Here is a 25,209-nt window from a genome sequence, read left to right on the forward strand (position 1 = left end):
CCCTAAGGTATCTCCGTATGAGGGTGGATCCTGACGAGATCGTGGTGGCCGTCGGCCCCGGCCTGGTGGCGGACGCGGGGCTGCTCGCGGAGATCGCCGACCGCGAGTTCACCCGTCTCGGAGTGAGTGGCACGGTCGTGCACGCCCGCGACACCGCCCACCTGCTCTCGTCGGTACGGGAGCACGAGGTGGCGGTCGTCCTTCCCGGACCGGGGGAGGAGGCACGCTCATCACTCGGAGAGCCACTCGGCCCCTCGGTCGTGGTGTGGGTGGACATCGACCGGGTCGACGGGGCCACGCACCTCCACGGGCGCGGGATCGCCGGCCTGGCCTGGGGAATCCGGCACGCCGTCCACCGGGCGCGTCACTCCGGCATCCGTCGCATCGCCTACGGCCCTTCGCCGGAACAGTGGGGTGACCTGTACCTCCCCACCATCAGCACCACTAGCTCGGCGGGCTCAGCGGGCACCGCCACCGCGGCCGTCGCCTTCAGCGTTGCGGCTACCGGTACCGACACCGTCGCAGACAGCGCGACCGCCGACACCAGGGCCGCCGACACCAGGGCCGCCGACACTGCGGCCACCGGCGCTGCGTTCACTGGCACTGCGACCGCCGGCATCGCCGCTGCCAGCGCGGCCACCGGCATCGCCGCCCGCGCCTCCGACGGAGCGGTGCCGGTGGTGGCGTTGATTCACGGTGGCTATTGGCGTTCGATCTGGGCGGCCGACCTCATGGAGGAGCTCTGTGAGGATCTGGCCGGGCGTGGCTTCGCGGTGTGGAATCTCGAATACCGCCGCCCCGACCTGCACGGCTGGGCCGCGACCACCGCCGACATCGCTACCGGCCTGGCCACGCTGACCACCCTCCCGGCCCTGGTCGGCCAAGGGGCGGCGGTCGCGCTCGACCTGGATCGGATCGCCGTCGCCGGACACTCGGCCGGCGGGCAACTCGCGCTGCGGGCGGCGGCCGACGGATCGCGGATGGCGCTGGCCGTGTCCCTGGCGGGCGTGCTCGACCTCGTCCAGGGAGATCGCCGCAAACTCAGCGCCGGCGCGGTCGCCGCCGCCCTCGGCCAGACCTCGGCCCAGCCCGGCGACGAAGACCCCTATGCCGCCTCGTCCCCCCTCCACCGCCTCCCTCTCGGCACCCCGCAGCTCATCGTGCAAGGCCGGGACGACGATCTCGACCTGGTCGACTTCGCCCGCCGCCACGCCGCGCTGGCCCGGCAGATGGGCGACGACGTGACGTACCTGGAGCAACCGGGCGACCACTTCGACGTCATCACTTCCACCGCACCCATCTGGCACGCCACCGTCAAGGCCATCGCCGACGCCCTCGCCTAGACAGGTCCCGCGCGCCGCCGTACGAAGAGAAGATGGAGGTCACGATCGTCGGCGCCGGCCTCGTCGGCTGCCTGCTCGCCTGCTTCCTGGCCCGCCGCGGCCACCGCGTCACCCTGTACGAACGCCGCCCCGACCCCCGCGAGCACGGCCCCGACCAGGGCAGGTCGATCAACTTAGCCATCTCCGAGCGCGGCATCGACGCCCTGCGCCGCATCGGGCTCGACGGCAAGGTGCTGGGCGCGGCGCTCCCCATGGCGGGCCGGATGATGCACGCCCCCGACGGCGCCCTCACCTTCCAGCCCTACAGCGCCGACCGCACGCAGGCGATCAACTCGATCGGCCGCGCCGACCTCAACAGGGAGCTCCTGGACGCCGCCACCGCGTTGCCGGGCGTGGAGGTGCGCTTCGGGCACCGCCTGACCGGGCTGGACGAGCGGACGGGCACGCTGGAGTTCGCGCACGGGGAGCAGACCACGGCCCGGGTCGTGATCGGCGCGGACGGGGCCCGCAGCGCGGTCAGGGACCGGCTGCGACAGTTACCCGGGGTCAACTTCAGCCAGGACTACCTGGACTACGGCTACAAGGAGCTGACGATCCCGGCCAGGGACGGCGCGTTCGCCATGGACCCGGGCGCGCTGCACATCTGGCCCCGAGGCCGCTCCATGATGATCGCCCTGCCGAACCAGGACCGCTCGTTCACCTGCACCCTGTTCTGGCCGCACGGCACGCTCGACGCTCTGGACACCCCGGAGCGGATCAGGGCGTACTTCGCCGAGCACTACCGGGACGCGTTCGAGCTGATGCCCGGCCTCGTCCCGGCCTACCGGGCCAATCCGGTCGGGCATCTGGTCACCGTGCGCTGCTCGCCCTGGAACGTCAGCACCGGGCCCGTCGTGGTCGGGCTGGTCGGGGACGCCGCGCACGCCATCGTCCCCTTCTACGGGCAGGGCGCCAACTGCGGCTTCGAGGACTGCGTCGAGCTGGACCGGTGCCTGGACGAGGCGGGCGACGACTTCGCACGGGCGCTGGCGCTGTTCGAGCGGCGCAAGACCGACACCGACGTGATCGCCCGGCTGGCGCTGGAGAACTTCGTGGAGATGCGCGACAGGGTCGGCTCGCGAGCGTTCCTGGCCGGCAAGCGCCTGGAGCACGCGCTGGAGCGGGTGCTGCCCGGCTATGTGTCCCGGTATGAGCTGGTGTCGTTCTCGACGACGCCGTACGCGCGAGTGGAGCGCCGCATCACCCGCCAGCGCCGGCTCGCGGCGGCCGGCGCCGCGCTGGTGGCGCTCGCCCTGGCGGCCCGCCTCGGCCGCGCCAGGCTCACGAAGCCCAAGCGGCGCCAACACGCGTAGCGGGGAGACACAGCGGGTGGCGGAGCGGCGGTGTCACGAAGCCCTGGCGGCGGGGGCGCGGGAGGTGACGAGGGCGGCGAAGCGGGTGGTCACCCGGTGCCAGATCGGCGTGGAGACCGGCTCGTCGGCCACCGCCCGCGCGTAGACCTCGGCCGGGTCGAACCCGTCGGCCTGCCACGTCAGCATGCGCTCGGGCACCACCTCGGGATGGAACTGCACCCCCCACGCCCGCTCGCCCACCCGGAACGCCTGGTACGGGCACGCCTCGGTCTCGGCCAGGTGGACGGCCCCGCCGGGCAGCCGGGTGACGGCGTCTTTATGGTGCTCGACGGCGGGCACCACCTGCGGCAGCCCGTGGAAGAGCGGGTCGGCGGCGGCCTCGGGCCTGATCGTGACCGGCAGGCTGCCGTTTTCCGGCGTGCCCGTGTCGCCGGTCACCTCGCCCCCGGCCACGTGGGCCAGCATCTGCCCGCCGAGGCAGATGCCCAGCAGCGGCACGCCGTCGTCCAGCGCCTGACCCATCAGCCGCCGGGCGTCGCGCAGCCACGGCGCCCGCTCGTCGTCGCCGGGCAGGTAGCCGCCACCGAGCATGATCATGGCGTCGTGGCCGAGGCGGTGGGGCAGGGGAGCGCCGTCGTGGGCGAGCACGACGTCGAGCCGGTGCCCGGCCTTCTCCAGCCAGCCGCCCACGCGGCCGGGACCTCCGCTCCTGCTGTTCTGGACGATGAGAATGTCAGCCAAGACAGGCCTCCGCCTGATGATCGGTCATGGTCATGGCAGGTTGGCCGCCCGCGCGACGTGGCGCAGCAGCAGGGCGGTGGTCACCGGGCCGACCCCGCCGGGCACGGGGGTGAGCGCGCCCGCCACCTCCGCGACCGCCGGGAAGTCGACGTCGCCGGTCAGGCCGCCCTCGTCGGTCGGGTTGGTGCCGACGTCGATCACCACCGCTCCCGGCGCGACGTGATCGGCCCCGATCAGCCCCGCCCGGCCCACTGCCGCGACCAGCACCTCGGCCTGGGCGGTGACGGCGGCCAGGTCGCGGGTGCGCGAGTGGCAGACGGTGACGGTGGCATGGCGGTCGAGCAGCAGGTGCGCCAGCGGCTTGCCGACCACCGTCGAGCGGCCGACCACCACGGCCCGCCGCCCCGCGAGCTCGACCTCGTAGTGGTCGAGCAGCGCCATCACGGCCGCCGCCGTCGCGGGCGGGAACGCGGGCAGCCCGGCGGCCAGCCGGCCGAGCGAGAGCGGGTTGGCCCCGTCGACGTCTTTACGCGGGTCGATGGCCGCGGCCAGCTCCTGGGCCGAGGCCCCTTCCGGCAGCGGCGTCTGCAGCATCACGCCGTGCACGCCGGCGTCGGCGCTCAGCCTGATCAGCGTCTCGCCGATCTGCTCGGGCGCGGCCTGCGGGCCCAGGTCGACCAGGTCGCAGGCGATGCCGACGGCGGCCGCCGCCTTGGCGATCGAGCGCACGTACCACAGACTCGCCTCGTCGGCCGTGGCCACGACGACGGCCAGGCGCGGCTGCGCGCCCGAGCCCGCCTCGGCCTGCGTCTGGGTCCTGATGGCGGCGGCCAGGTCCCGGCCGGTCAGCGTCTTCACGGCTTGATCTCCTCGCGTACCTCTGCGGTCACCCAGTCTGCCCTGGCCACGGCCGAGTCGACGCCGGACAGGCGGATGTTCAGCTCCGCGCGTAGCCGTTCGTCCTGTACGCCGCCCAGGTTGACCTCCACGTTGACCCGGCCCGTGGTGAGCGCGGCGCGGGCGGCCTCGGCGGCGGCGGCCACGTCGGTGACCACGTTGCGGTTGCAGATCGGCAGCATCAGCTCGCACAGCTCGATCACGCGCGCGGCGGCCTCGACGACCCTGGCGGGCGGCTCGGCGGCGCCGGCCAGCGCCCTGGCGATGGCGCCGCTGCGCTCCTCGCCCTTGGGCAGCCGGTAGGCGTCGGTGACCGCGGTGAACGCCGCGGCGTCCTCCTCGGCGAGCCTGAGCGAGCGCGCCCGCAGCGTGTCGGTCTCGGCGATCACGGCGACGACCGTCTCGGCGTGGGCGGTGTATTTCTCGCCGGTGGTGTAGCGGGCCACCATGCCGAGCAGGGCGGCGGCCTGCGCCGCGTGCAGGGCCGCCGTGGCGCCCCCGCCGGGCGCGGGCACCCGGTCGGCGAGTTCGGACAGGAAGTCGACGATCGTCAAGTCGCGCATGGCGGCATTCTGCCAGGCCGCCCGCGGCTCACTCGCGGTACATCGGCCGCGTGGCGTCCTCGGGCCCCTGATGCGGCGGCTGCGGCGGCAGGTACGGAGACTGTGCCGGCGACTGGGCCGGCTCCCATGCTCCCGCGTATTCGGGCTGCGCCACGTACTCGGGGCGCTGCCTGGCCCGCCACCGCGACGGGAACATCGACGCGACCAGCAGCGCCACGCCGAGCAGCAGCTGCAGCCCCGAGTAGCTGAGCGTCAGGAAACCCGACGACAGCGAGGTGGGCAGCAGCTCGTTGGGGATCAGCCGGACGCTGGTCGTCATCTCCACGAACGGCAGGGCGCCCACGCCGGTGAACGCGAGCCCGCCGAGCAGCGAGGCCACGGGCGACAGGCGGGAGGCGATCAGGAACGCGAGCAGGATTCCCGTCGCGACGAGTGCCCCCAGCCCGATCCACGAGAGCCGGAACGATTGTGCGGCCTGGACGGACAGTTCGCCGACGCCGTACCAGAGCCCGGCGGCGACCAGGGGAGGGAGAAGCAGTCCTGCGACCACTCCCAGAGCGTGACGGGTACCGTTTGACATGACTCACCCCGTTTGTTTGGCTCTGTCCCAACCTACTCGCTGGGTCACTCCAGCGGGGGTGCCGGTCCGTAACCGGTCCTGAGTCCGGACATTTCTGAGAAATGTGTGAGAAGCCGGTCGTGGGTCTTTGCCGGGCCCACCCCCTTGGGCATCGTGGGCCGCATGAGATCCGCGATCCTGAAGACCGCACTCAGCGCTCTCGTCGTGGTCCTGCTCGGCAGTGTGCCGGCGCAGGCCGCCTCGAAGCCCGACACCTTCCCGCTGCCGAACGGGTTCCAGCCGGAGGGCATCGAGATCGGGCCGGGCCCCCACGCCTACTTCGGCTCACGCGCCACCGGCGACATCTACCGGGCCGACCTGCGCACCGGAAAGGGCTCCGTCGTCAGCAAGGGACCGGGAACGCCGTCGCTCGGGCTGAAGACCGACGGGCGCAGGCTGTTCGTGGCCGGAGGCAACGCCGGCAACGCGCGGGTGGTCGACCTGCGCACCGGACGGGTGCTCAAGTCGTACCAGTTCGCCACCGGGACGTCGTTCGTCAACGACGTCATCCTCGTCGGAGGCGCCGCCTACTTCACCGACTCCTCCAACGCGGTGCTGTACAAGCTGCGGCTCGGCCGGGGCGGCGCGCTGCCCGAGAACTTCACCACGATCCCGCTCACCGGCGCCATCCAGTACGGGACCGGCATCAACGCCAACGGCATCGCCCCGAGCCCCGACCGGCGTTCGCTGCTGATCGTGCAGTCGAACACGGGCAAGCTGTTCGAGGTGAACCCCTCCTCCGGCGCCACCACCGAGGTGAACCTGGGCGGGGAATCGCTGGTCAACGGCGACGGCCTGCTGCTGTCGGGCCGCACCCTGTACGCCGTGCTGAACCGCGACAACACGATCGCCGTCGTCGGCCTGTCGCGCGACGGCTCGTCAGGAAAGATCGTCAAGCGCCTGACCGACTCCAGGTTCGACATCCCCACGACGGTCGCCGCCTACGGCCACCGCCTCTACCTGCCCAACGCCCGCTTCAGCACCACGCCGACGCCGGACACGCCGTACGACGTGGTCGCCGTCAAACGCTGAACCGCTTTCCCGTGAGGACGCGCCTGCCGGGGCGCGTCCTCACTTCTTGATCGTGTAGCGGTCGCCGTAGACCTTCCAGGTCAGCGGCGGCTTGAGGTCGAGGTTGCGGTTCTTCAGGAAGACCCGCTGCATCGTGTCGACCCGGGTCGTGTCCTCGTGGGCCTCCTCGGCCCGCATCGCCGCCTTGCGGGCGTCGAGGAACGCGTTCAGGTACGTCACCTCGTTCCCGCCACGCGCCGGCGGCCTGGCCTTGGCCATGGCCGCCTTCCTGATGCCGCCGAAGCTGAGCCGGTCGGCGCCGGGCCCGTGCATGACCATGGCGTCGTAGTAGACGAACTGGCCCAGCGCCCGCAGCCCGTCCTGCTTGGCCCGGCGGACGGCCGGGTCGAAGTAGACCCGGTCGCGCTCGTCGTTCTGGGCCCGTTGGAAGGCCGGATCCTTGGCCGCCCTGCGCCAGTCGGCGGGGAAGCGCGGGGCCAGGCCCTTCAGCGAGGCGGTGCCATTGACCCGGCGCAGCGCGGGCAGGTATTTCGCCAGCACGTTGCCGGGTTTGCGCCTGGTGTAGAGCTCGACCAGCTTCAGCATGTCGCCGGTGCCCGAGCAGAAGCCGATGATGCCGGCCGTGTAGCCGCGATCGTCCTTGATGTCCTCGATGTAGCCGTACTGGGCCTTCCAGTCGAGCGAGGAGTTCTCCGCGCTGGACACCAGCCGCATGGCGATGTCCTTCTTGTGCGCGCCGGCCAGGCCGGCCGCCGGGGCGGTGGCGGCGGGGCCGGCGGGGACGGTGCTCAGGGTGAGGGAGAGGGCCACGAGGGCGGCGGCGATCACGGAGGAGAAGCTACTCCACGGGGCGCAGGGCCGCGAGCTGCTGCTCGAACGGAACGACCTCTTCCTCGTCGTCCTGCTTGTCCCGCTTCGCACCGGGCGCGCGGTGCAGGAGCAGGCCGGCCAGCTCGTCGGCGGCGCGGCCGATGCGCTCGCCGAGCCCGTCGGTGAAGGCGTCGCGGCCGCCGCCCCAGTCCTCCGACGCCGCGTACACGGCGGTCGGGACGACCACCGCGCGCAAGTACGCGAACAGCGGCCGCAGCGCGTGCTCCAGCGCCAGCGAGTGCCGGGCGGTGCCGCCCGTGGCCGCGATGAGCACCGGCTTGCCCGCCAGCGCGGTGTGGTCCAGCACGTCGAAGAACGACTTGAACAGGCCGCTGTAGGAGCCGCTGAAGATCGGCGTGACCGCGATCAGCCCGTCGGCCTCCGTCACGGCCGCGATGGCCTCGCGCAGCCTGGCGTTCGGGAAGCCGGTGACGAAGTTGTTGGCGATGTCGACGGCCAGGTCACGCAGCTCGATCACGCGGACCTCGGCGCCGGTCGGGGCGCCGGTCTCGGTCCCGGTCCCCGTCTCGGCCCCCGTCTCGGCCCCGGTCTCGGTCGGGGTCTCCGCCGCCGTCCGGTGAATGACCGCCTCGGCCAGGCGGTCGGCGAGCAGGCGGGTGGAGGAGGGCTGGGTGAGCCCGGCCGTGACGACGGCGAGCTTCATGATGCTCCTTTCCGGAAATATCAGGATTCGAGGGCCGGGGCTGCTAGGCGCCGACGGGCTCGGACGCGTCCTTGGCGGCGAGCAGGCGCGCGTGCGTCGGCGCGCCGGGCACCTCGGCCGGCCGGTTCTTGGCGAACTCCTTGCGCAGCACGGGCACGACCTCCTCGCCGAGCAGGTCGAGCTGCTCCAGTACGGTCTTCAGCGGCAGGCCCGCGTGGTCCATGAGGAACAGCTGGCGCTGGTAGTCGCCGAAGTACTCCCTGAACTCCAGGGTCCTGTCGATGACCTGCTGCGGGCTGCCCACCGTGAGCGGGGTCTCGGCCATGAACTCCTCCAGCGAGGGGCCGTGGCCGTAGACGGGGGCGACGTCGAAGTAGGGGCGGAACTCGCGTACCGCGTCCTGGGAGTTCTTGCGCATGAACACCTGGCCGCCCAGCCCGACCACGGCCTGCTCAGGGGTGCCGTGCCCGTAGTGGGCGTACCGCTGCCGGTAGAGGCTGATCAGGCGCATGAAGTGCTCCTTCGGCCAGAAGATGTTGTTGGCGAAGAAGCCGTCGCCGTAGTAGGCGGCCTGCTCGGCGATCTCGGGGCTGCGGATGGAGCCGTGCCAGACGAACGGCGGCACCCCGTCCAGCGGGCGCGGTGTGCTCGTGAAGCCCTGCAGCGGGGTGCGGAAGCGGCCCTCCCAGTCCACGACGTCCTCGCGCCAGAGCCGGTGCAGCAGCGCGTAGTTCTCGATGGCCAGCGGGATGCCCTGCCTGATGTCCTGGCCGAACCACGGGTAGACGGGCCCGGTGTTGCCCCGGCCCAGCATGAGGTCCACCCGGCCGTCGGCCAGGTGCTGCAGCATGGCGAAGTCCTCGGCGATCTTCACCGGGTCGTTGGTCGTGATCAGCGTCGTGGCGGTCGACAGCTGGAGGCGCTCCGTCCTGGCCGCGATGTACCCCAGCATGGTGGTGGGGGAGGACGGCACGAAGGGCGGGTTGTGGTGCTCGCCTGTCGCGAAGACGTCGAGCCCGACCTCTTCTGCCTTGAGCGCGATCGTCACCATCGCCTTGATCCGCTCGTGCTCGGCCGGGGTCCTGCCGGTGGTGGGGTCCGTGGTGACATCGCCCACGCTGAAGATGCCGAACTGCACTTTAGTCACCATCCATGACTGTTGAATCTTTGACGACTACGCTAGCGCCAAGGCGCGCCCAGGTATTCCATCATCGAGCACACCCGGCCCCGCAGGGCGGACTCGCGGTGAGCGGACGGCTTGGGGAGCAGGTGGGGCGGTCAGGAGTGGCGGGCGCGGAAGGCCGCCGCCTTGGCCCGGTTGCCGCAGCGGCGCATGTCGCACCATCGGCGCGTACGCCGATGCGAGGTGTCGAGGTAGAGCCGGGTGCAGGGAACGGCCTCGCACTCCCTGATCAGTGTCGCCTGCGGCCCGCCCAGCAGCTCGGCGGCCGAGCGGGCGGCGCTGGACAGCGCGGCGGACAGGTCGCCGCCGCGCTCCACGCCGTGCTCGCCGAGCAGCACGCTCGCCGGCGCGGGCGCGGCGAACCGGTTGAGCGTGCGCCGGTCGGCCGCCTCGAACGCCGCCCCCGTACGGGCCGCGGACGCCAGCCGGTAGATCGCCTCACGCAGCGCCACCGCCCCGGCCAGGTCGTCGTCACCGGCGGTGGGCGGGACGTCGAGCAGCCCGGCGGCGACCGTCCAGCGGGCCAGCTCCGCGGGCGTCGCCAGCAGGTCGACCCGCGCGCCCCGCCGGTCGCCGACGGTGCCGGCCAGGTCGAGCCCGAGGTTCCCGCTGACGAACGTGAAGTCCATGCCCCCATAGTAACCAGGTTGACAAGTTACTTCGGCGGCTGCCACGGTTGATAACCGCTGTAGACGGTTACTTGAAGCAGGAGCAGTGGTGTGATGGCAGTGCCGACCGTGACCCCGGGAGCGACACGGCGCCCATACGGGCCCCACCACCGCTGGGTCGTGCTGGCCGTGGGCGTCGGGGCGCAAGGCAGCTTCTCGGCGATGTTCTCCGGCATCCCGGTCACCGGCGTCTCGATGCGGGCGGGTTACCACCTGTCCACGGGGGCGCTCGGGCTGGCGCTGGCCTGTCTCGGGCTCGGCGTGGCCGTCTCCGACATCGTCTGGGGTCTGCTGACCGACCGGTTCGGCGATCGGCGCGTCCTGCTCACCGGCCTGACGTCCACCGGCGTCCTGCTGGTGGTGATGGCCACGGCCGTCACACCGGCGGACGGGGCCGGGACGGTGCTGCTGGCGGTGTGCCTGACGATCGCGGGCGCGCTCGGCGGCAGCGTCAACGGCGCGTCGGGGCGCGCGGTGATGACCTGGTTCGGGGAGGGGGAGCGGGGGTTCGCGATGAGCGTGCGCCAGACGGCGATCCCGGCGGGTGGCGCGGTCGGGGTGGCGCTGCTGCCGTGGCTGGCCCAGTCGTACGGCTTCCGCGCCGTCTACGCCGTTCCCGCCGCCTTCTGCCTGCTCGCCGCCGCGGCGACCTGGCGCTGGCTGCACGAACCCACTCCGCGGCCGGCCGTCCTGCCGACGACCACGACAGGACCGCGCGGCCCCTCGCCCGTTCCGCAGACCACCACCGGCCTGTCCGCCCCCGTGGCGGAGAGCGCCGCCCGGACGTCGCCGGCTGCGGAGAGCGCCGTTCCGGCGTCACCCGTCGCGGAGGACCTGGGGCTCAGGTCGCCGTTGCGGCGCTGGGACGTGTGGCGGCTCGCGCTGGCCGGAGCCCTGCTCACCGTCCCCCAGTTCGCCGTGCTCACCTTCACCGCGATCTTCCTGCACGACGCCAAGGGCGCGGGCACGGCCCTGGCCGGCCTCACCGTGCTGATCGCCCAGCTGGGCGGCGGCGCGGTCCGCATCTGGACCGGCCGCCGCACCGACCGCGCGGAAGACAGCGCCTCCGCCCGCCGCGCCTGCCTGCGCCGCATCGGCGTCCTGGCCGGGATCGTGATGGCCGGGGCGGCGGTGCTCACCGACGCGCCCACCCCGATCACCGTCACCGCACTCGCCCTCGGCGGCCTGCTGGCCAACTCCTGGCACGGCGTCGCCTACACCGAGATCGCCGCCATGGCCGGCGCGGGCCGCGCGGGCACGGCCCTGGGCCTGATCGGGACCACGCTGTTCGCCATGGCCTTCCTCACCCCGCTGCTCATCCCCGTGGTGCTGGCCCACACCTCATGGGCCACGGTGTGGGGCCTGGCCGCGGCCGCCTCGCTCGCCGCCGTCCCCCTCGCGCCGGCCGCGTTCAGCGCGCGCCGGTCTCGCAGAGCGCGTTGATGTCGGCGGGGCCGAGGATCCGCTTGGGGGCGCCCCGCTCGGCCACCGTGATCATCGCCTGGCCGATCCGCTCGGTCGTGGTGATCCCCGCGCCGAACAGCCGCCGCAGCACCGGGTAGAACGGCCGCACCACCACGTAGGCCAGCCGGTAGAAGCGGGTGCGCGAGGTGACGCCGTACATCGGCTGGATGTAGCCGGGCCGGAACATGTACGCCTCCAGGGGCAGCTCCAGCAGGGCGTTCTCGGTCTCGCCCTTCACCCGCGCCCACATGGCCCGGCCGTGGGCGTCGGTGCCGACGCCGGACACGTACACGAACGTCGAGCCGGGATTGAGCCGCGCCAGCGTCCGGCCGGCCGACAGCGTGAAGTCGTACGTGATGCGCCGGTAGTCGCGCTCCTTCATGCCCGCCGACGAGACCCCGAGGCAGAAGAAGCACGCGTCGTAACCGCGCAGCTCGTCCTCGATCGCGGACAGGTCGAGCAGGTCGTCGTGGCGCAGCTCGCGCAGCTTGCCGTGGGTGACCCCCGTGACGGCCCTGCCGACCGTGAGCACGGCCGTGACCCGGTCGTCGAGCAGGCACTCCCTGAGCACCCCGCGCCCGACCATCCCGGTCGCCCCGAACAAGATCACTCGCATCTCGGCACCCCTCCAGAGCAAGCGTAAGGCGGCGCGGGATCAGGTGAGGTCACGCAGCGCTTCGCGCAGCCGGGCGCGGGCCAGCGCCGGGATGGACAGGCCGCGGGTGGAGATGCCGATCGCCCACTGCGTGCCGGGCACGACCGCGCCCGCGCAGGCCACGTCCTCCCTGAACTGCCCGTACTCCTCCACCACCTGGCCGGGGCGTAGGAGCGCCAGCTCCTCCTCGACGTCCTCGACGCTGGTGGGGGTGGCGGAGGTGAAGCGGCGCAGGCCGTACTCGGTGAGGATGCCCCGCCGGATGCGCGGCGGCAGCGACAGCAGCAGTGCCTTGCCGAGCGCGGTGGCGTGCGGGGCCGTCTCCAGGCCCGCCTGGAGGTCCTCCAGCCACGGCGAGCGCGGCCCCTCCGCCACGTCCACCACCACCAGCCGCGCGTCGGTGAGCTGCGCGAGGTAGGCGGTGTGGCCGGACTCTGCGGCGAGCTGCCGCAGCACCTCCGCCGCCCGAGGCGGGCGCTCGAACGCCTCCAGCATCTCGTGGAAGCGCTCGGCCACCTTCGAGCCGATCATGTAGTCGCCGTCGGGTCGCCGGTGCAGGTAGCCCTCGTAGCAGAGGGTGCGGACGAGATGGTAGGAGGTGGACAGGTTGAGGCCGCACCGGCGGGCTATCACCTTGACCGACAGCGGCCGGTCGGCCCGCGAGACCTCCTCCAGCACGCGCAGGGCGCGTGAGACGCTGCGGATCAGATCGCTTGGTTCATCGTCGGTCATCCTTCAAGCATGTTCGTCATTTGAAAAACGGACGCCTACCTCAGGCGGCACACCCGTCCGACGACGAGGTCATGCCGGAGATACCGCAGTGGGCCAGTCAGGCGCTGTCCGGGGTCCACGACCGGAACCTGCTACGGCTGCATGGCCTTGGTCCTGTGCACGGCCTGTAACAGCCCGACGGCCAGCAGCTCCGCCACCGTGGCCGAACCGCCGTAGGAGACGAACGGCAGCGGCACGCCCACGACCGGCACGAGCCCCAGAGTCATGCCCACATTCATGAACGTCTGGCAGGCCAGCCACGACACCAGCGCCCCAGCCAGCACGGTCCCGTACGGCGACGCGCTGCGCCGCGCGATCGACAGCCCCCGCCACAGCAGCGCGAACACGGCCAGCACGATCAGTGTCGCGCCGGCGAACCCGAGCTCCTCGCCGGCCACGGTGAAGATGAAGTCGGTGTGCTGCTCGGGCACGAAATGCCCCGCCGTCTGCTCGCCGTTGAACAGCCCCTTGCCGTAGAGGCCGCCGGAGCCGATCGCGATGCGCGCCTGGGCGGCGTTGTACCCGACGCCGCCCGGATCGGCCCCGGGGTTCGCCAGCACGAGCAGCCGCTGCACCTGGTACGGCCGTACCAGCCCGAACTGCCACGCCGCCACCGCCGCGCCCGCCGCCCCCAGAGCGAGCACCAGCAGCCACCGCTTGGGCGCCCCCGACACCAGCAGCGCCCCTGCCACCATGGCCGCGAACACCAGCATCGTGCCCAGGTCCGGCTGCAACGCGATCAGGGCGATGGGCACCGCGGCCAGCACCAGCGCCAGCAGCACCCCGCCGAACCCCGGCCGCCGCCGCCCGTCCAGCAGCTCACCCAGGGGAACGGCGAACGCCAGCGCCAGCGCCACCTTGGCGAACTCCGACGGCTGGAACTGCACCCCCGGCGCCAGCACGATCCACGAGTGGGCCCCGTTGACCCGCACCCCCAGCGGGCTCAGCACCCCGGCCAGCGACAGCAGCGCCAGCACGTACGCGAGCGGCACGTACGCCCGCAGCACCCGCAGATCCACCCGCGAGACCAGCCACATCAGCACCAGCCCGGCCCCGACGGAGACCGCCTGCCGCACCAGCAGCCCGTGGTCGCCCTCCATCCGGGTGGCCGACCACACCAGCAGCAGCCCGGTCCCGGACAGGGCGAGGGCCAGCAGCGTCAGCACCCGGTCGGGCGGGCCGAGCGACGCTGCCCACACCAGCGGCCGCCTGCCGGACATCGTGATCATCGCCGCTCCCTCAGCCCGAGAACGCCCTCCCAGATCTCGCGGGCGGCCGGGGCGGCGCCCTCCGCGCCCCTGCCGCCCTGGGACAGCACGACGACCACCGTGTACGCGGGGTCGGGGGCGAACGAGGCGAACCAGGAGGTGTCCCGGTGCCCGAACGACTCCGCCGTCCCCGTCTTCCCCGCCACGGCGATCTTCCCGAACGGGAAACCCCTGAACGCGCCTTCCGCGGTGCCTTCCCTGGGCACCTGGGCGAGGGCCTGCCGGATGAAGCGCAGAGTCCCGGGGGAGGCGGGCAGCCGGCCCGCCACCGGCGGCGTGATCGTGCGTGCCGTGGTGCCGTCGGGGCGCACGACGCGCAGGCCGACACGCGGGCTGTGCAGGGTGCCGCCGTTGGCCACGGCCGCGTACGCCCGCGCCAGCTGCAGCGGCGTGACCAGCACCCCGCCCTGCCCGATGGAGAAGTTGGCGGCGTCGCCGCCCCGCCACGCGCCGCCGCCCCGGCAGTTCTCCCCGGCGATGGTGGTCAGGTAGGCCGCCCGCGCCCGGTCGGCCAGCTCCGGGTAGCCCTTGACGGCCCGGCGGCAGCTCTCCGCGCGGGTGGCCCGCCAGTGCGCCTTCTTCGCGGCCGCGTCAGGCACCGCCCCGGCCGCCTCGCCGGGCAGGTCCACGCCGGTCGGCGCGCCGAAGCCGAACCCGCGGGCGGTCTCCTGCGGCACGCTGGAGCGGCGCTGCCACAGCTCGTCGGCCAGCCGGTAGAAGATCGTGTCGCACGACCGCACCAGCGCGCCGTGCATGGTCATCCGGCCCAGGTCGGCGCTGCCGAAGTTGCCGAAGGTACGGCCGCCGATCGGGTAGCCGGCCGGGCAGTCGTAGGTGGCGTCCAGCGCGTACCCGGCGGACGCGGCCGCCGCCACCGAGGCGACCTTCCACGTCGAGCCGGGCGCCCACTCACCCTGCACGGCCCGTGACAGCAGCGGCAGCGCCCGGTACTCCGCCGCCGTCACGCCGTCGGTCCACACGCCCGGGTCGTACGAGGGCCGCCCGGCCAGCGCGACCACCCGGCCCGTCATCGACTCCATGATCACGGCCGCGCCCGACGTGCCGCCCGTGGCCCGCAGCGCCCGGCCGAGCGCCCGCTCGGCGACGGCCTGGATCCGGGTGTCGATGCTGGTCACGAGCGTGTTCCCGGGGACGGGCGGCACCTCTCGGACGGTCCGCGTGACCCGGCCGGTGTTGTCCACGGCCACGTCCCTGCGCCCGGCCCGCCCGGCCAGTTCCCCGTCATAGACGCCTTCGAGCCCGTCGCGGCCCTCGGCGCCCTGCACGTAGCCGAGGGTGTGCGCGGCGGAGGCGCCGGACGGGTGCGCCCTGACCGGGCGCAGCTCCGTACGCACGCCGGGGAAGTCCTGCTGGCGCTCGCTGATCTGCAGCGCCGTCGGCACGCTCACGGCCTCGGCGACAGGGATCGGCTCGTACGGGGAGCCCGGCCAGCACGGGCGCGGCACCGAAGGCCCGCACAACCGCACCTTCTCCGCGATCTGCCGGTACGACCGCCCCAGCGCCTCGCCCAGCCGCGTCAGCACCTCCCGCCCGCCGTCCGGCTGATGGGCCAGCTCCACCGCGTTGACGGTGACCACCGGCCTGGTCCTGTTGGTCACCAGCGGGCGGCCCGCCACGTCGAGGATCGGGCCCCTGACCGCCGGCAGCGTCACGCTCCTGATCCGCACGTCGGCCGCCGCCCGCACGTACCGCTCGCCGCTGACCACCTGAAGGAACCACAGCCGTCCGAGCAGCGTGATCACCATGCCCGCGACGGCCAGCCGCAACACGAACAACCGCCCCCTAGACACGCCACACCACCCCTCCGGCCGGCCGACTGCCGGACGCGACCCGACACCCCTTGTCCGGCCGCCTTTCAGACACCACGCGACACCCCTCGCCCGGCCATCGTCCGCGTTCAGACATGGCGGGGCACCCTCTCGGCCGGATGCCGTCGAGCGAGCACCGCCCCGACGGCGACCCCGAGACCCACCGTCCAGGCCAGCGTCAGCGGCAGCCCGGCCACCACGGCGGGCCACGGCTCGTCCCCGAGCGCCACCGCGGCGGCGCTCTGCAGAAGCGGCCCCAGCACGGCCCCGGCCACCGCCGCCGGCAGCGGCCTGCGCTCGCGCCACCACCCCACCAGCAGCCCGGTGACCGACAGCGCCAGCGCCGCCCGCCCCACCGTGCCGTCGGCGGGCGGCGTCACGTCGGCGGCCAGCCCGGCGACCAGGCCCGCCGCACACCCCCAGACCGGCCCCCTGGCCACCGCCAGCCACACCACGGCCAGCGCCACCAGGTCAGGGCCGCCCCACGGCGACCGGTTGACCAGCAGCACCTGCAACAGCGGCGCCGCGAGCACCAACATCACCAGCCCCACGGCACACCTCTCCCTGCCGACGCGAGCGGCCACAGGGCCGCGCGCACGCGTAAGTGCGGAAGCGGCCACACCGCCGGGCGCACGCGTAAGTGCGGGAGCGACGCCCGTGCCGACCGCACGGCTCACCGCTCCGGTTCCGGCACGATGACCGTGACGAGACTGAGCGCGGAGAGTCGGGCGGCGGGGCGTACCAGCGCCGTGCGGGTGGCCGCGCCCGGCACCCGCTCGATCGCGGTGACCGCACCGACCAGCACCCCCGCCACGTACGGCCGCCCGCCGGCCGACCCCAGCGTCTCCACCTTGTCGCCGACCTGGAGTGGCGCGTCCGGGTCGAACAGGCTGAGCCGCAGCAGCCCCTCGCCCGGCAGCCCCGTCACCACCCCCAGCTCACCGCTTCCGGCCAGCCGCACCCCCACGGAGGAGGCCGCGTCGGTGATCAGGGACACCGAGGCGGTGCCGGCCCCGGCCCAGGTGACCTTGCCGACCAGGCCGTCGGCGTTCAACACGGTCACGTCCCGCACGACCCCCGAGCCCGAGCCGACATCCACGGTGACCCGCGGCCCCCGCCCGAACCCCACGACATGCGCGGCCACCCCACGCGACGCGGAGACCCCGGAGATCGGACTGCTCACCGAACGGGCGCCCGCGGACACCAGCTCGGCCCGCAGCGCGGCGTTCTCCCGCTCCAGCTCCCGCAGCCGCCCGTCCCCGCCGAACGCCCTGGTCACCGTGCCGGCTGCGCTCTCCGCGCCCCCGTACACGGCCGCGCCCGCCGCCCGCAGCGACGTCAGCGGCACGAACCAGCGGTCGGTCACGACCAGCAGGACCGCGGTGCCGAGCAGGAGCAGGACGAACGTCCGCCTCACCGGCGTGACCAGTCGGGCAGCAGCACGTCACGCATGGCCTGGAACCGCTCGACGCAGCGGCCCGCGCCGAGCGCGACCGAGTACAGCGGCTTGTCCACCACCCGGATGGGCATGCCGGTGGCCTCACCCATGCGCTCGGCCAGGCCCCGTAACAAGGCGCCGCCGCCGGTCAGGACGATGCCGTTGTCCAGCAGGTCGCCGGCCAGCTCCGCCGGGCACTGGTCGAGCGTCGTCTGCACCGCGTCGATGATGGCCTGGACCTCGTTCTCGATGGCCTCGCTGATCTGCTCGGCGGTGATGGTCGCGGTTTTTGGCAGGCCGCTGACCAGGTCGCGCCCGCGTACGGGGGCGGAGGCACGCGGCTCCAGCGGGCGCGGAGCGGCGGCCGGCGCGGCGCTCCGGGGCTTCGGCCGGGACCGGAACGGGTTCCAGCCGCGCGGCGCGGGCGGCTCGGCGGCGTCCTCGTCCGGCACCTCGACCTGCGGCCCGTCAACCGGCAGCTCGCAGACGCCCACCCGGTGCCGGCCCTTCGGCTCGGGATCGGCGTCGCGGGCCGTCACGGGCGCCGGCCTGGCCATGCCGAGGTCGATCTTCAGCCGTTCGGCGGTGCGCTCGCCGAGCAGCAGCGCGTGCTCCTTCTTGATGTGGGTGATGATCGCCTCGTCCAGCTCGTCGCCGCCCACCCGCAGCGACTTGGCCACCACGACGCCGCTCATCGAGACGATGGCCACCTCCGTGGTGCCGCCGCCGATGTCGACGACCATGTTGCCGGTGGCCTCGCCGACCTTCAGCCCGGCGCCGATCGCCGCCGCCATCGGCTCCTCGATGATGTGCACCCTCCGCGCGCCCGCCTCGTACGCGGCCTCCTTGACCGCCCGCTGCTCGATCGAGGTGGTGCCGCTCGGGACCGCCACCACGATGCGGGGCTTGGCGAGGAACCTGCTGGGATGCGCCTTCTGGATGAACATGCGCAACATCCGCTCCGCCGCGTCCAGGTCCGCGATCACGCCGTCCTTGAGCGGCCTGATCGTGGCGATGTGCGGGGGAGTGCGGCCCATCATGCGCTTGGCCGGTCTGCCGACCGCGACGACGGTGTTCTTGTGCAGGTTGATCGCGATGACGGAGGGCTCGTTCAGCACGATGCCCTTCCTGCGGACGTACACGAGCGTGTTGGCCGTGCCGAGATCGACCGCTATGTCATGACCGAGAAGAGCCCATGCGAACGCCATACCGCACAGCCTTTCGACCGGGAAGGGCAGGGGGACACTACCCGCTGTGGCGCTGCCCTCCCCGATCTACCCACAAACGCGATAAATCCGTACCTGTGGTTATTTGCGCAGGTCAGCTTGGGTCGGGCACGTGCCGCGCGCCGGTCCGTACGGCGGCGCGCGGCTCCTCCCGCTGACGGGATGGGCTATCGCTCACCGCGCGGTGCGCCAGCTCTGCTCCTCCACCAGCTCGACGCTGCGCCAGCCGCTGCCGGTGCGGCGCATGCGGTGGTGGTAGTAGCCGCCCCCGTGCAGGAACCCTTCGGTACGGGCCGCGACCAGCTCGCGCGTCGGGGCCAGGGTGTCGGTGAACGGGGCGCTCACCCGGGCCTCGCCGTCCAGGAAGTCGATCCGCGCGGCGCCGATCAGGTGCAGGCGGGCCGGCCAGTGCGTCAGCACCTCGGCCAGCCAGACCTTGACCTCGTCCCGCGTGCCCTTGATGCCTCCCGACGAGCTGTAGTCGATCGACGCGTCCGGGGTGAACACCTCGTCGAGCAGGTCCCACTGACCGGAGTCGATCGCGAAGGTGTAGCGAGCCAGCAGGCCGGTGATCTCTAATCGGTCGGCGATCTCCTGAGTCTCCATGAGCTGATCGTCGCGCCAAGCGGCCCGGATGACCAGATCGTCCGCTCTTGCGAGCGATCACGAGGCCGGCGGGCGGATCCCGACGAGCTTGACGAGGAAGCGTTCGACCTGCTCCTCCAGCGGCGGCCATGGATGGTCGGGCTGGTGCAGGCGCATCGAGACGGCTCCGTGAACGGCCGCGCGCAGGTCGAGCGCGACGGTGGCGGCGTCGTCGGCGGGGGCGCGGCCGGCGTCCATGCAGCGCTGGACCGCGGCGGTGGTGCGCTCGGCCAGGTGCCGCTTGAACGGCATCTCGGCCCGCTCGTTGAGCGCGCTCTCGTGCAGCACCTTGTACAGGCCGGGATGCCGGTGCGCCCAGGCGCCCAGCACCAGAGTGCGCGCGCGGAGCCGGGCCACCGGGTCGCCCGACGCGGCCTCGGCGTCGTCGACGGCCCGGGTCAGCTCGTCGTGGCAGCGGTCGAGCACGGCGAGCACAAGGGCGTCGCGGTCGGCGAAGTGCAGGTAGACCGAGGTCGCGGCGCTGCCGACCGCGCGGGCCACGGCGCGCATCGACAGGGCCTCGTCGTCGCCGAGCTCGTCGAGCAGCCGGGTGGCGGCCTCGACGATGTCCTCCCGCAGCCGCTCGCCCTGGCCTCTCCGGTTGCGCCCGCGCGCCTGGCGGTCGCTCGACGCAGTGGTGCTCATACCCGGCATTGTATCCCGACGCTCGTAGCGCTACAGTCGTAGCGCTACGGCCGTTCAGTCAAGGAGTGCGCATGCCCACCGTCGCGTCGAACAAGCAGACCGTCCTCGACTTCTACGAGGCCGCCTTCAACGAAAAGGACTTCGACACCGTCGCCAAGCTCGTCGGCGACGGCTACACCCAGCACAACCCGCTGATCGCCGACGGCGCCGACGGCCTCCAGGCGCGGCTGCGCCAGCTGAAGGAGACCTTCCCGGCGTTGCGGGTCGAGGTCAGACGCCTGCTCGCCGAGGACGATTACGTCGTCGGGCACGTGTACGCGGTCCGCGTGCCCGGACAGCGGGGCACGGCGATCATGGACATCTTCCGGCTCAAGGACGGAAAGCTGGTCGAGCACTGGGACGTCATGCAGGAGATCCCGGCGGAGGCCCTGAACCGGAACGGGATGTTCTGACGGTGCCCTGTCTTGCTACCCGCGCCTGAGACCGGCGAGCCGTGCGTCCAGGACCCGGACCGTGACCGGGGCGCAGGGGGCGCAGAAGTAGTCACGGCCGAACGCGAACTCCACGGCCCCCGGAGCCAGGTTGACCAGCAGCCGGTCGCTGTCCAGGCTCACGGTCCTCGGCACCTGCCCCTTGGGCATCAGCGGCCGCAGCGCGGCGGCCAGTTGCCGCCGTCCGGCGGGGGTGAAGGCGGCGGGGACGAACAGGTCCCGCACCTCCAGCACCCGCCCCTCGGCCCGCCCGTAGGTGACGGCCCGGCCGACCTCGCCGGACAGTGCATAACGCACGGAAACGACCCCGGCATCGTTACGCACCACCGTGTAGCCCCCGGTCACGGCGCTGGTCGTCGGGGTGGTGGTGGGACCAGTCGCAGGGGTGGCCGTCGGGCCGGTAGCTGGGCCAGGGGCGCGTGAAGGATCCTCCCGGTGCCGCCGCAAGACCTCCTCGACGTGCGTGCGTACCGGAGCAACCAGCGCGGCCCCGGCCCGCGCCGCGTCGGGCCCGTCCGCGACCGCCGGGTAGGAGATCTCGACCGTGAGCCCCGGTGCCCGCGCCCGCCACGTCGCCGTCGTGATCGTGAGAGGCTCACCGGCCGGCGCCCTTCGCACCAACGGCGCCGCCGCGACCAGCAGCAGCACCGCGCCCGCGACCACGAGCACCCTGCGCCGCCCCGCCAGCAGCGGCCCCGCCACCACCCCCGCGACCGCGAACGGCCCCGCGACCAGCCCCAGCAGAAAGCCCGCCGGTGTGGCCAGCCCCGCCGCCACCCCCGCGACGACGGACGCGCCCCACACAGCCGCCCAGACCGCCCCTCGCCGCTCCCGCAGGTTCACCCTCATCAGCGACACGTAGATCAGCCCCGCGAGCAGCACCAGATAGGCCGCACACGTCAGGGTGTCGGCCACCGGCGCCACCAGAGACGGCACCGGAAACCCCAGCCCACCACCCGCCCCAAGCTCCCCACCCGTGCTGAGCCCACCGCCCCATCCGAGTCCGCCACTCGTGGCGAGTTCGCCACCGGACCCGAGCTCGCCACCCGCGGCGAGTCCGCCACCCGACCCGAGCCCGTCGCCCGTGATGAGGCCGCGAGGCGACCCTGCTGCCCCCAGGGGGACCAACTGCACCAGCGCACCGGCCACCACCAGCGGCACCAACGCACCCGCCGTCGCCATGCCGGCGATCATCAACCGCTCACGCCAGGAAGGCACGTGATCGCGCACCCGCTCCCGCCACGCCCGGTACCGTTCGGCCGCCTGCTCCCAGGTCTGCTCGTCCTCCAGATCCACGATCCTGGCGAACCTCGCCACCCCGACCTGCGAGTGCACGATGAACAGCAGCGCCGCGAACACCGGCACCACGAACACGGCGAACTCCACCGCCTGCGCCGCGGGCGAGATCCCCACCGGCTCCTCCTCGGTCACGACCCGCCCGATCACCCCGCCCACGGTCCAGGCCAGCGCGGTGGCCAGCGCCAGCGCCCCCACCAGCACCACGTAGGAGGAGGCGGGAAAGAGCCGGACGAGCTGCCCCCGTGCCGCGACGTAGACCAGCCCGGCCGCCGCCACCGCGAACACCGCCGCCATCGCCCACGACCACACCACCGCCGTCCCACCGAGCACCGGATCGGGCGGGGAGAGCAGCGCGAGCGCCCGCAGCATCACGGGCGTCTCGGCATCGAACGTCCGCCGCGTCAGCAGCGGGAAGCGCGACGTGACGGCCAGGCAGAAGTACGTCAGCGCGAGCGCGGCCCCCGCCACCAGCAGCGCCCACCGCCGGTCCGTGCGCACCGGATCCGGCGTGCCCGCCGCCGCCCTCCGCAGCGGCGGCACCAACTGCACCCCGACCGCGGCGAGCGCCAGCACCAGCGGCGGCAGGGCCACCTGTACGGGCTCGGCCACCAGTACCGCGCCCAGATCACCGAGGTACTCGGCGACCCAGGCCGGGTCCAGCGGCGCGGCCAGCAGCCGTTCCCGCATGCCGAGGTCGATGGCGACGACGGCCGCGTACACGACGGGCGCCACCGACGCCGAGATCCACGCCAGCACGAACGCCCGCCCCGGACGCCTCTCCACGGGTAAGCGGCGCCGCAGCATGCCCTCCACGTATCCGGCCGCGATGCTCCCCAGGATCACCGCCACCTGCGTGAAGTAGCTCAGAGACAGTGGCAGCCAGGCCATCAGGGGCTGCCGGTCCCGCACCAGCACGCTCCACACCACCGCCCACCCGGCCACCAGACACGGCAGCGCCCAGGAGCGAGGGTGAAAGGCCAGACTGCGCACGAGCGTGGGAGGCCGCTTCGGGGACTCCTTCTTACGAGTGGCCGACCGGTCTTTGACCGCCGCCCCCTTGCGACCGGTGGCCGGTGTCCCCTTCCGGGTGGTAGCGGGCGCTTCCTTGGCGGGTGTCCCTTTTCGGGTGGTGGCGGGTGTCTTCTTGCCGGCGGGCGCCGGGACCTGTTCGCCGTCCGGAACGGACGATCCCTCGCTGACCGGGGCGGGCAGGAAGCGCGTGGCGGCCATCGTGAGCAGCGCGGCCAGCAGGGCGGTCGCCATCCCCCACGAGGCCGCGTACCGGGCATACTCCTCGAACGGTACGCCGTGCCCCCGCGCCCACAGCAGCACCGCCAGCACCCCGGCGGGCCCGCCCGCCAGCCCCCAGCACACGAGCAGCCCGACCCGCGACGCACCGAACCCCGACCACCGGAACGCCGCGTACGCCCCGAAAGTCAGCAACACGGCGTAGACCACCAGCGTCACCGCCGTGCCCGCCGCGAGCCCGCGCCCCAGTCCGGGGAAGACCAGCACGGACGCCACGGCCCGCCCGAGCAGGAAACCGCCGACGGGCGGCAGCGCGCACAGGCCGCAGACCCCGAGCGCGATGCCCGCGGCGGCGAGCAGGAAGGTGCGGGTCGTCTTCGCCACGCCCCGTCATGTGCCCGCCACGGAGCTCAGTGCGCATACCGGTGACCGGGAAGTGGCCACCAGGTGAGCGCTTCCGCCTATCGCCGACCCGAGTCGGCCCACGCCGAGCCGGCCTGCAAGACGAAGTCGGGCGAAAAAAACAGGGCCCCGGCTCATCAGCCGGGGCCCTGAAAGGTGGTGGACGATACTGGGATTGAACCAGTGACCTCTTCCGTGTCAGGGAAGCGCTCTCCCGCTGAGCTAATCGTCCTTGCAGAGGTGGCGACGGGATTTGAACCCGTGTGGACGGCTTTGCAGGCCGCTGCCTCGCCTCTCGGCCACGCCACCGAGCCGGAAGCTCCGAGCGGAAGACGGGATTCGAACCCGCGACCCTCACCTTGGCAAGGTGATGCTCTACCACTGAGCCACTTCCGCCTTCGCCCCGTTTCGCGGGGCGACGAGAGAACTCTAGCGAAAACTGGCCCAGTCCCCAAACTGGAATACGCGCGCCGAGGTCACGTGTGGCCGCCGTTGACGGTGATGCGCTGTCCGGTGACGAACGCGCCGCCCTCCGAGGCGAGGTACGCCACCGCCGCGGCCACGTCCTCGGGCGTGCCCATCCGGCCCAGCGGCACCTCCGCGAGGTAGCCGCTCTCGTCCAGCCCCGCGTGCCGCTCGACCGGGATCCAGCCGGGCGCGACCACGTTGACCGTGATCCCGTACGGGCCCAGCTCCTTGGCCCAGACCTCGGTGATCGCGTGCTGGGCGCCCTTGGCGGCGGTGTAGGCGGACATGCCGGGCAGCTTGCGATCCACGATGTCGGAGCCGATCTGGATGACGCGCCCGCCGCCGCGTTCCCTCATGCCCGGCAGCACCGCCTGGACCAGCAGCGTCGGGCTCTTGACGAAGAAGGTGAGCTGGTCGAGGTGGTCCTGCCAGGTGAGCTCCGTGACCGGGACGGACGGTTGCGGGCCGGTCGCGTTGGCCACCAGGACCGACACGGGGCCGAGCCGTTCGGCGACGGCGGCGACCAGGCCGGCCACGGCGGACTCGTCGGTGACGTCGGCGGCGAACGTCTCGGCGGTGCCGCCGGCGGCGCGGATCGCGCCGGCCACCCGTTCGGCCCCGTCACGATCTTTGGAGTAGTTGACGGCGACGGCGAAACCGTCCGCGGCCAGCCGGCGGGCGATCACGGTGCCGAGGCCGCGCGAGGCGCCGGTCACGAGCGCGACATGAGACGTCATAGGACCCGACTGTAGCCAGCGGCGGGCCCCGGGCCGAGGGCGGTCCGTACGGGCAGGCTCCGGGTTCGGTGTCCGGGCGGACTGCGTTCGGTATGGACGCGCGTGCGGGCGGGCCGGACAGGGTAAGGCGCGGACGTGGCTGAACACGATGTCATCGACCTGCTGGTGGCCCAGCACGGCCGGATCAGGGACCTGTTCGACGAAGTGGAGCGGGCGCCGGCGGACAAGGTCGGTGAGGCGTTCGACCGGCTGACGCACCTCATGTCCGTCCACGAGACGGCCGAGGAGGAGATCGTCCACCCGTACGCGCGCAGGAAGCTCGACAACGGCCAGGGCGTCGTAGCCGACCGGCTGACCGAGGAGAACAGGGCCAAGCGCATGCTCGTCGCCCTGCACAAGGCCGGCGTGGACCATCCGCGCTTCTGGGACCGCCTGGCCGAGCTCCGCACCGCCGTGACCGCGCACGCGCGCAGCGAGGAGCGCTACGAGTTCGCCAGGCTGCGCGCCCGCACCTCCGTGGCGGAGCGCAGGGCCATGGCGGCGGCCGTACGGGCGGCGGAGTCGCTGGCGCCGTCACGCCCGCATCCCGGCACGGAGTCCCTGACCAGGAACCTGCTGATGGGCCCGCCCGCCGCGATCATGGACCGAGCGCGCGACCTGATCCGCAAGGCGCTGGGCAAACGCTGACGGC

25 protein-coding genes and 3 tRNA genes are annotated in these 25,209 nt (G+C 73.0%); 6 read left to right on the forward strand and 22 right to left on the reverse strand.

Annotated features, from left to right (window positions below; translation table 11 throughout):
- Positions 1–17 precede the first annotated feature (17 nt).
- Positions 18–1,343, forward strand: a complete 1,326-nt coding sequence (locus tag AB0C28_RS27425; protein WP_358078398.1) for an alpha/beta hydrolase — start codon at positions 18–20, stop codon at positions 1,341–1,343.
- Positions 1,301–2,695 carry an NAD(P)/FAD-dependent oxidoreductase gene (locus AB0C28_RS27430; protein WP_357851401.1) on the forward strand — a complete coding sequence of 465 codons (1,395 nt, stop codon included), beginning with the start codon at positions 1,301–1,303 and terminating at the stop codon, positions 2,693–2,695. Before AB0C28_RS27425 ends, AB0C28_RS27430 begins: the two co-directional genes overlap by 43 nt.
- Positions 2,696–2,728: 33 nt before the next feature.
- Here AB0C28_RS27430 and AB0C28_RS27435 read toward each other — a convergent pair whose 3' ends face one another.
- The 4 genes from AB0C28_RS27435 to AB0C28_RS27450 are packed head-to-tail and all read right to left on the reverse strand — an operon-like array spanning position 2,729 to position 5,446.
- A complete protein-coding gene (locus AB0C28_RS27435; protein WP_358078401.1) occupies positions 2,729–3,436 on the reverse strand; it encodes a type 1 glutamine amidotransferase in 708 nt (235 codons plus the stop codon).
- Positions 3,437–3,466: 30 nt separating this feature from the next.
- Entirely contained in the window at positions 3,467–4,294 is an 828-nt protein-coding gene (locus AB0C28_RS27440) for a bifunctional 5,10-methylenetetrahydrofolate dehydrogenase/5,10-methenyltetrahydrofolate cyclohydrolase (protein ID WP_357850768.1), read from the reverse strand.
- A complete protein-coding gene (locus tag AB0C28_RS27445) occupies positions 4,291–4,896 on the reverse strand; it encodes a cyclodeaminase/cyclohydrolase family protein (protein WP_357850771.1) in 606 nt (201 codons plus the stop codon). The genes AB0C28_RS27440 and AB0C28_RS27445 overlap by 4 nt, the downstream gene beginning before the upstream one ends.
- A 28-nt stretch (positions 4,897–4,924) precedes the next feature.
- Positions 4,925–5,446, reverse strand: a complete 522-nt coding sequence (locus AB0C28_RS27450; RefSeq protein ID WP_358078404.1) for a hypothetical protein — start codon at positions 5,444–5,446, stop codon at positions 4,925–4,927.
- Between the two features lie 192 nt (positions 5,447–5,638).
- On the opposite strand from AB0C28_RS27450, the gene AB0C28_RS27455 reads away from it, so the two are divergent.
- Complete coding sequence (locus AB0C28_RS27455; RefSeq protein WP_357850775.1) at positions 5,639–6,547, forward strand: superoxide dismutase; 909 nt, start codon at positions 5,639–5,641, stop codon at positions 6,545–6,547.
- A gap of 39 nt (positions 6,548–6,586) precedes the next feature.
- Here AB0C28_RS27455 and AB0C28_RS27460 read toward each other — a convergent pair whose 3' ends face one another.
- From AB0C28_RS27460 to AB0C28_RS27475, 4 genes are all read right to left on the reverse strand, one after another.
- Complete coding sequence (locus tag AB0C28_RS27460; protein ID WP_358078407.1) at positions 6,587–7,375, reverse strand: chitosanase; 789 nt, start codon at positions 7,373–7,375, stop codon at positions 6,587–6,589.
- Between the two features lie 10 nt (positions 7,376–7,385).
- On the reverse strand, positions 7,386–8,081 hold the full coding sequence (locus AB0C28_RS27465) for an FMN reductase (protein WP_358078410.1): 696 nt from the start codon (positions 8,079–8,081) through the stop codon (positions 7,386–7,388).
- A gap of 43 nt (positions 8,082–8,124) precedes the next feature.
- Positions 8,125–9,219, reverse strand: a complete 1,095-nt coding sequence (locus AB0C28_RS27470; RefSeq protein WP_357850784.1) for an LLM class flavin-dependent oxidoreductase — start codon at positions 9,217–9,219, stop codon at positions 8,125–8,127.
- Between the two features lie 140 nt (positions 9,220–9,359).
- Positions 9,360–9,893, reverse strand: a complete 534-nt coding sequence (locus AB0C28_RS27475) for an ABATE domain-containing protein (RefSeq protein WP_358078413.1) — start codon at positions 9,891–9,893, stop codon at positions 9,360–9,362.
- Positions 9,894–9,986: 93 nt separating this feature from the next.
- Here AB0C28_RS27475 and AB0C28_RS27480 point away from each other — a divergent pair, with 93 nt between their 5' ends.
- On the forward strand, positions 9,987–11,375 hold the full coding sequence (locus AB0C28_RS27480) for an MFS transporter (RefSeq protein WP_358078416.1): 1,389 nt from the start codon (positions 9,987–9,989) through the stop codon (positions 11,373–11,375).
- Here AB0C28_RS27480 and AB0C28_RS27485 read toward each other — a convergent pair.
- The 9 genes from AB0C28_RS27485 to AB0C28_RS27525 all read right to left on the reverse strand — a co-directional run bounded on the left by AB0C28_RS27485 (position 11,344) and on the right by AB0C28_RS27525 (position 19,873).
- Positions 11,344–12,012, reverse strand: a complete 669-nt coding sequence (locus AB0C28_RS27485) for an epimerase (RefSeq protein WP_357850793.1) — start codon at positions 12,010–12,012, stop codon at positions 11,344–11,346. The genes AB0C28_RS27480 and AB0C28_RS27485 overlap by 32 nt on opposite strands.
- Positions 12,013–12,051: 39 nt before the next feature.
- Positions 12,052–12,783, reverse strand: coding sequence for a helix-turn-helix domain-containing protein (locus AB0C28_RS27490; RefSeq protein WP_357850796.1), 732 nt, complete (start codon positions 12,781–12,783; stop codon positions 12,052–12,054).
- 131 nt (positions 12,784–12,914) lie between these two features.
- Positions 12,915–14,051: a rod shape-determining protein RodA gene (gene rodA / locus AB0C28_RS27495; RefSeq protein WP_358078419.1), complete on the reverse strand. Its 1,137-nt coding sequence runs from the start codon at positions 14,049–14,051 to the stop codon at positions 12,915–12,917.
- Positions 14,048–15,901: a penicillin-binding transpeptidase domain-containing protein gene (locus tag AB0C28_RS27500; protein ID WP_358078423.1), complete on the reverse strand. Its 1,854-nt coding sequence runs from the start codon at positions 15,899–15,901 to the stop codon at positions 14,048–14,050. The genes rodA and AB0C28_RS27500 overlap by 4 nt, the downstream gene beginning before the upstream one ends.
- A gap of 107 nt (positions 15,902–16,008) precedes the next feature.
- The gene (locus AB0C28_RS27505; protein ID WP_357850805.1) at positions 16,009–16,470 is read right to left on the reverse strand and encodes a hypothetical protein; all 462 of its coding nucleotides are present in this window, start codon (positions 16,468–16,470) and stop codon (positions 16,009–16,011) included.
- A gap of 122 nt (positions 16,471–16,592) precedes the next feature.
- A complete protein-coding gene (gene mreC, locus AB0C28_RS27510; RefSeq protein WP_357850807.1) occupies positions 16,593–17,336 on the reverse strand; it encodes a rod shape-determining protein MreC in 744 nt (247 codons plus the stop codon).
- The gene (locus tag AB0C28_RS27515) at positions 17,333–18,565 is read right to left on the reverse strand and encodes a rod shape-determining protein (RefSeq protein ID WP_357850810.1); all 1,233 of its coding nucleotides are present in this window, start codon (positions 18,563–18,565) and stop codon (positions 17,333–17,335) included. The genes mreC and AB0C28_RS27515 overlap by 4 nt, the downstream gene beginning before the upstream one ends.
- 192 nt (positions 18,566–18,757) lie before the next feature.
- Entirely contained in the window at positions 18,758–19,189 is a 432-nt protein-coding gene (locus AB0C28_RS27520; RefSeq protein WP_357850813.1) for a nuclear transport factor 2 family protein, read from the reverse strand.
- A 57-nt stretch (positions 19,190–19,246) separates the two neighbouring features.
- The gene (locus AB0C28_RS27525; RefSeq protein ID WP_357850816.1) at positions 19,247–19,873 is read right to left on the reverse strand and encodes a TetR/AcrR family transcriptional regulator; all 627 of its coding nucleotides are present in this window, start codon (positions 19,871–19,873) and stop codon (positions 19,247–19,249) included.
- A gap of 71 nt (positions 19,874–19,944) precedes the next feature.
- Between AB0C28_RS27525 and AB0C28_RS27530 the strand changes: the two genes are divergently transcribed.
- Positions 19,945–20,325 carry an ester cyclase gene (locus AB0C28_RS27530; RefSeq protein WP_357850819.1) on the forward strand — a complete coding sequence of 127 codons (381 nt, stop codon included), beginning with the start codon at positions 19,945–19,947 and terminating at the stop codon, positions 20,323–20,325.
- Positions 20,326–20,340: 15 nt separating this feature from the next.
- On the opposite strand, the gene AB0C28_RS27535 is transcribed toward AB0C28_RS27530, so the two are convergent.
- From AB0C28_RS27535 to AB0C28_RS27555, 5 genes are all read right to left on the reverse strand, one after another.
- Positions 20,341–23,295 carry a hypothetical protein gene (locus tag AB0C28_RS27535; protein ID WP_358078426.1) on the reverse strand — a complete coding sequence of 985 codons (2,955 nt, stop codon included), beginning with the start codon at positions 23,293–23,295 and terminating at the stop codon, positions 20,341–20,343.
- 175 nt (positions 23,296–23,470) lie between these two features.
- Positions 23,471–23,545, reverse strand: a tRNA-Val gene (locus AB0C28_RS27540).
- Positions 23,546–23,551: 6 nt separating this feature from the next.
- A tRNA-Cys gene (locus tag AB0C28_RS27545) sits at positions 23,552–23,622 on the reverse strand.
- A 15-nt stretch (positions 23,623–23,637) separates the two neighbouring features.
- A tRNA-Gly gene (locus AB0C28_RS27550) sits at positions 23,638–23,709 on the reverse strand.
- Positions 23,710–23,789: 80 nt separating this feature from the next.
- The gene (locus AB0C28_RS27555; protein ID WP_357850825.1) at positions 23,790–24,518 is read right to left on the reverse strand and encodes an SDR family oxidoreductase; all 729 of its coding nucleotides are present in this window, start codon (positions 24,516–24,518) and stop codon (positions 23,790–23,792) included.
- A gap of 135 nt (positions 24,519–24,653) precedes the next feature.
- Between AB0C28_RS27555 and AB0C28_RS27560 the strand changes: the two genes are divergently transcribed.
- A complete protein-coding gene (locus tag AB0C28_RS27560) occupies positions 24,654–25,205 on the forward strand; it encodes a hemerythrin domain-containing protein (RefSeq protein WP_358078428.1) in 552 nt (183 codons plus the stop codon).
- Positions 25,206–25,209 lie beyond the last annotated feature (4 nt).

This window comes from Nonomuraea sp. NPDC048892, assembly GCF_040649735.1.
Classification (GTDB): Bacteria; Actinomycetota; Actinomycetes; order Streptosporangiales; family Streptosporangiaceae; genus Nonomuraea; species Nonomuraea maheshkhaliensis.

Bases quoted from the DNA above. Each gene is read 5' to 3' on its own strand.
- AB0C28_RS27425 (WP_358078398.1), top strand. From the start codon at position 18: ATGAGGGTGGATCCTGACGAGATCGTGGTGGCCGTCGGCCCCGGCCTG.
- AB0C28_RS27445 (WP_357850771.1), bottom strand. From the start codon at position 4,896: ATGCGCGACTTGACGATCGTCGACTTCCTGTCCGAACTCGCCGACCGG.
- AB0C28_RS27455 (WP_357850775.1), top strand. From the start codon at position 5,639: ATGAGATCCGCGATCCTGAAGACCGCACTCAGCGCTCTCGTCGTGGTC.
- AB0C28_RS27465 (WP_358078410.1), bottom strand. From the start codon at position 8,081: ATGAAGCTCGCCGTCGTCACGGCCGGGCTCACCCAGCCCTCCTCCACC.
- AB0C28_RS27475 (WP_358078413.1), bottom strand. From the start codon at position 9,893: ATGGACTTCACGTTCGTCAGCGGGAACCTCGGGCTCGACCTGGCCGGC.
- AB0C28_RS27480 (WP_358078416.1), top strand. From the start codon at position 9,987: ATGGCAGTGCCGACCGTGACCCCGGGAGCGACACGGCGCCCATACGGG.
- AB0C28_RS27485 (WP_357850793.1), bottom strand. From the start codon at position 12,012: ATGCGAGTGATCTTGTTCGGGGCGACCGGGATGGTCGGGCGCGGGGTG.
- AB0C28_RS27490 (WP_357850796.1), bottom strand. From the start codon at position 12,783: ATGACCGACGATGAACCAAGCGATCTGATCCGCAGCGTCTCACGCGCC.
- rodA (WP_358078419.1), bottom strand. From the start codon at position 14,051: ATGATCACGATGTCCGGCAGGCGGCCGCTGGTGTGGGCAGCGTCGCTC.
- AB0C28_RS27515 (WP_357850810.1), bottom strand. From the start codon at position 18,565: ATGGCGTTCGCATGGGCTCTTCTCGGTCATGACATAGCGGTCGATCTC.
- AB0C28_RS27520 (WP_357850813.1), bottom strand. From the start codon at position 19,189: ATGGAGACTCAGGAGATCGCCGACCGATTAGAGATCACCGGCCTGCTG.
- AB0C28_RS27525 (WP_357850816.1), bottom strand. From the start codon at position 19,873: ATGAGCACCACTGCGTCGAGCGACCGCCAGGCGCGCGGGCGCAACCGG.
- AB0C28_RS27530 (WP_357850819.1), top strand. From the start codon at position 19,945: ATGCCCACCGTCGCGTCGAACAAGCAGACCGTCCTCGACTTCTACGAG.
- AB0C28_RS27555 (WP_357850825.1), bottom strand. From the start codon at position 24,518: ATGACGTCTCATGTCGCGCTCGTGACCGGCGCCTCGCGCGGCCTCGGC.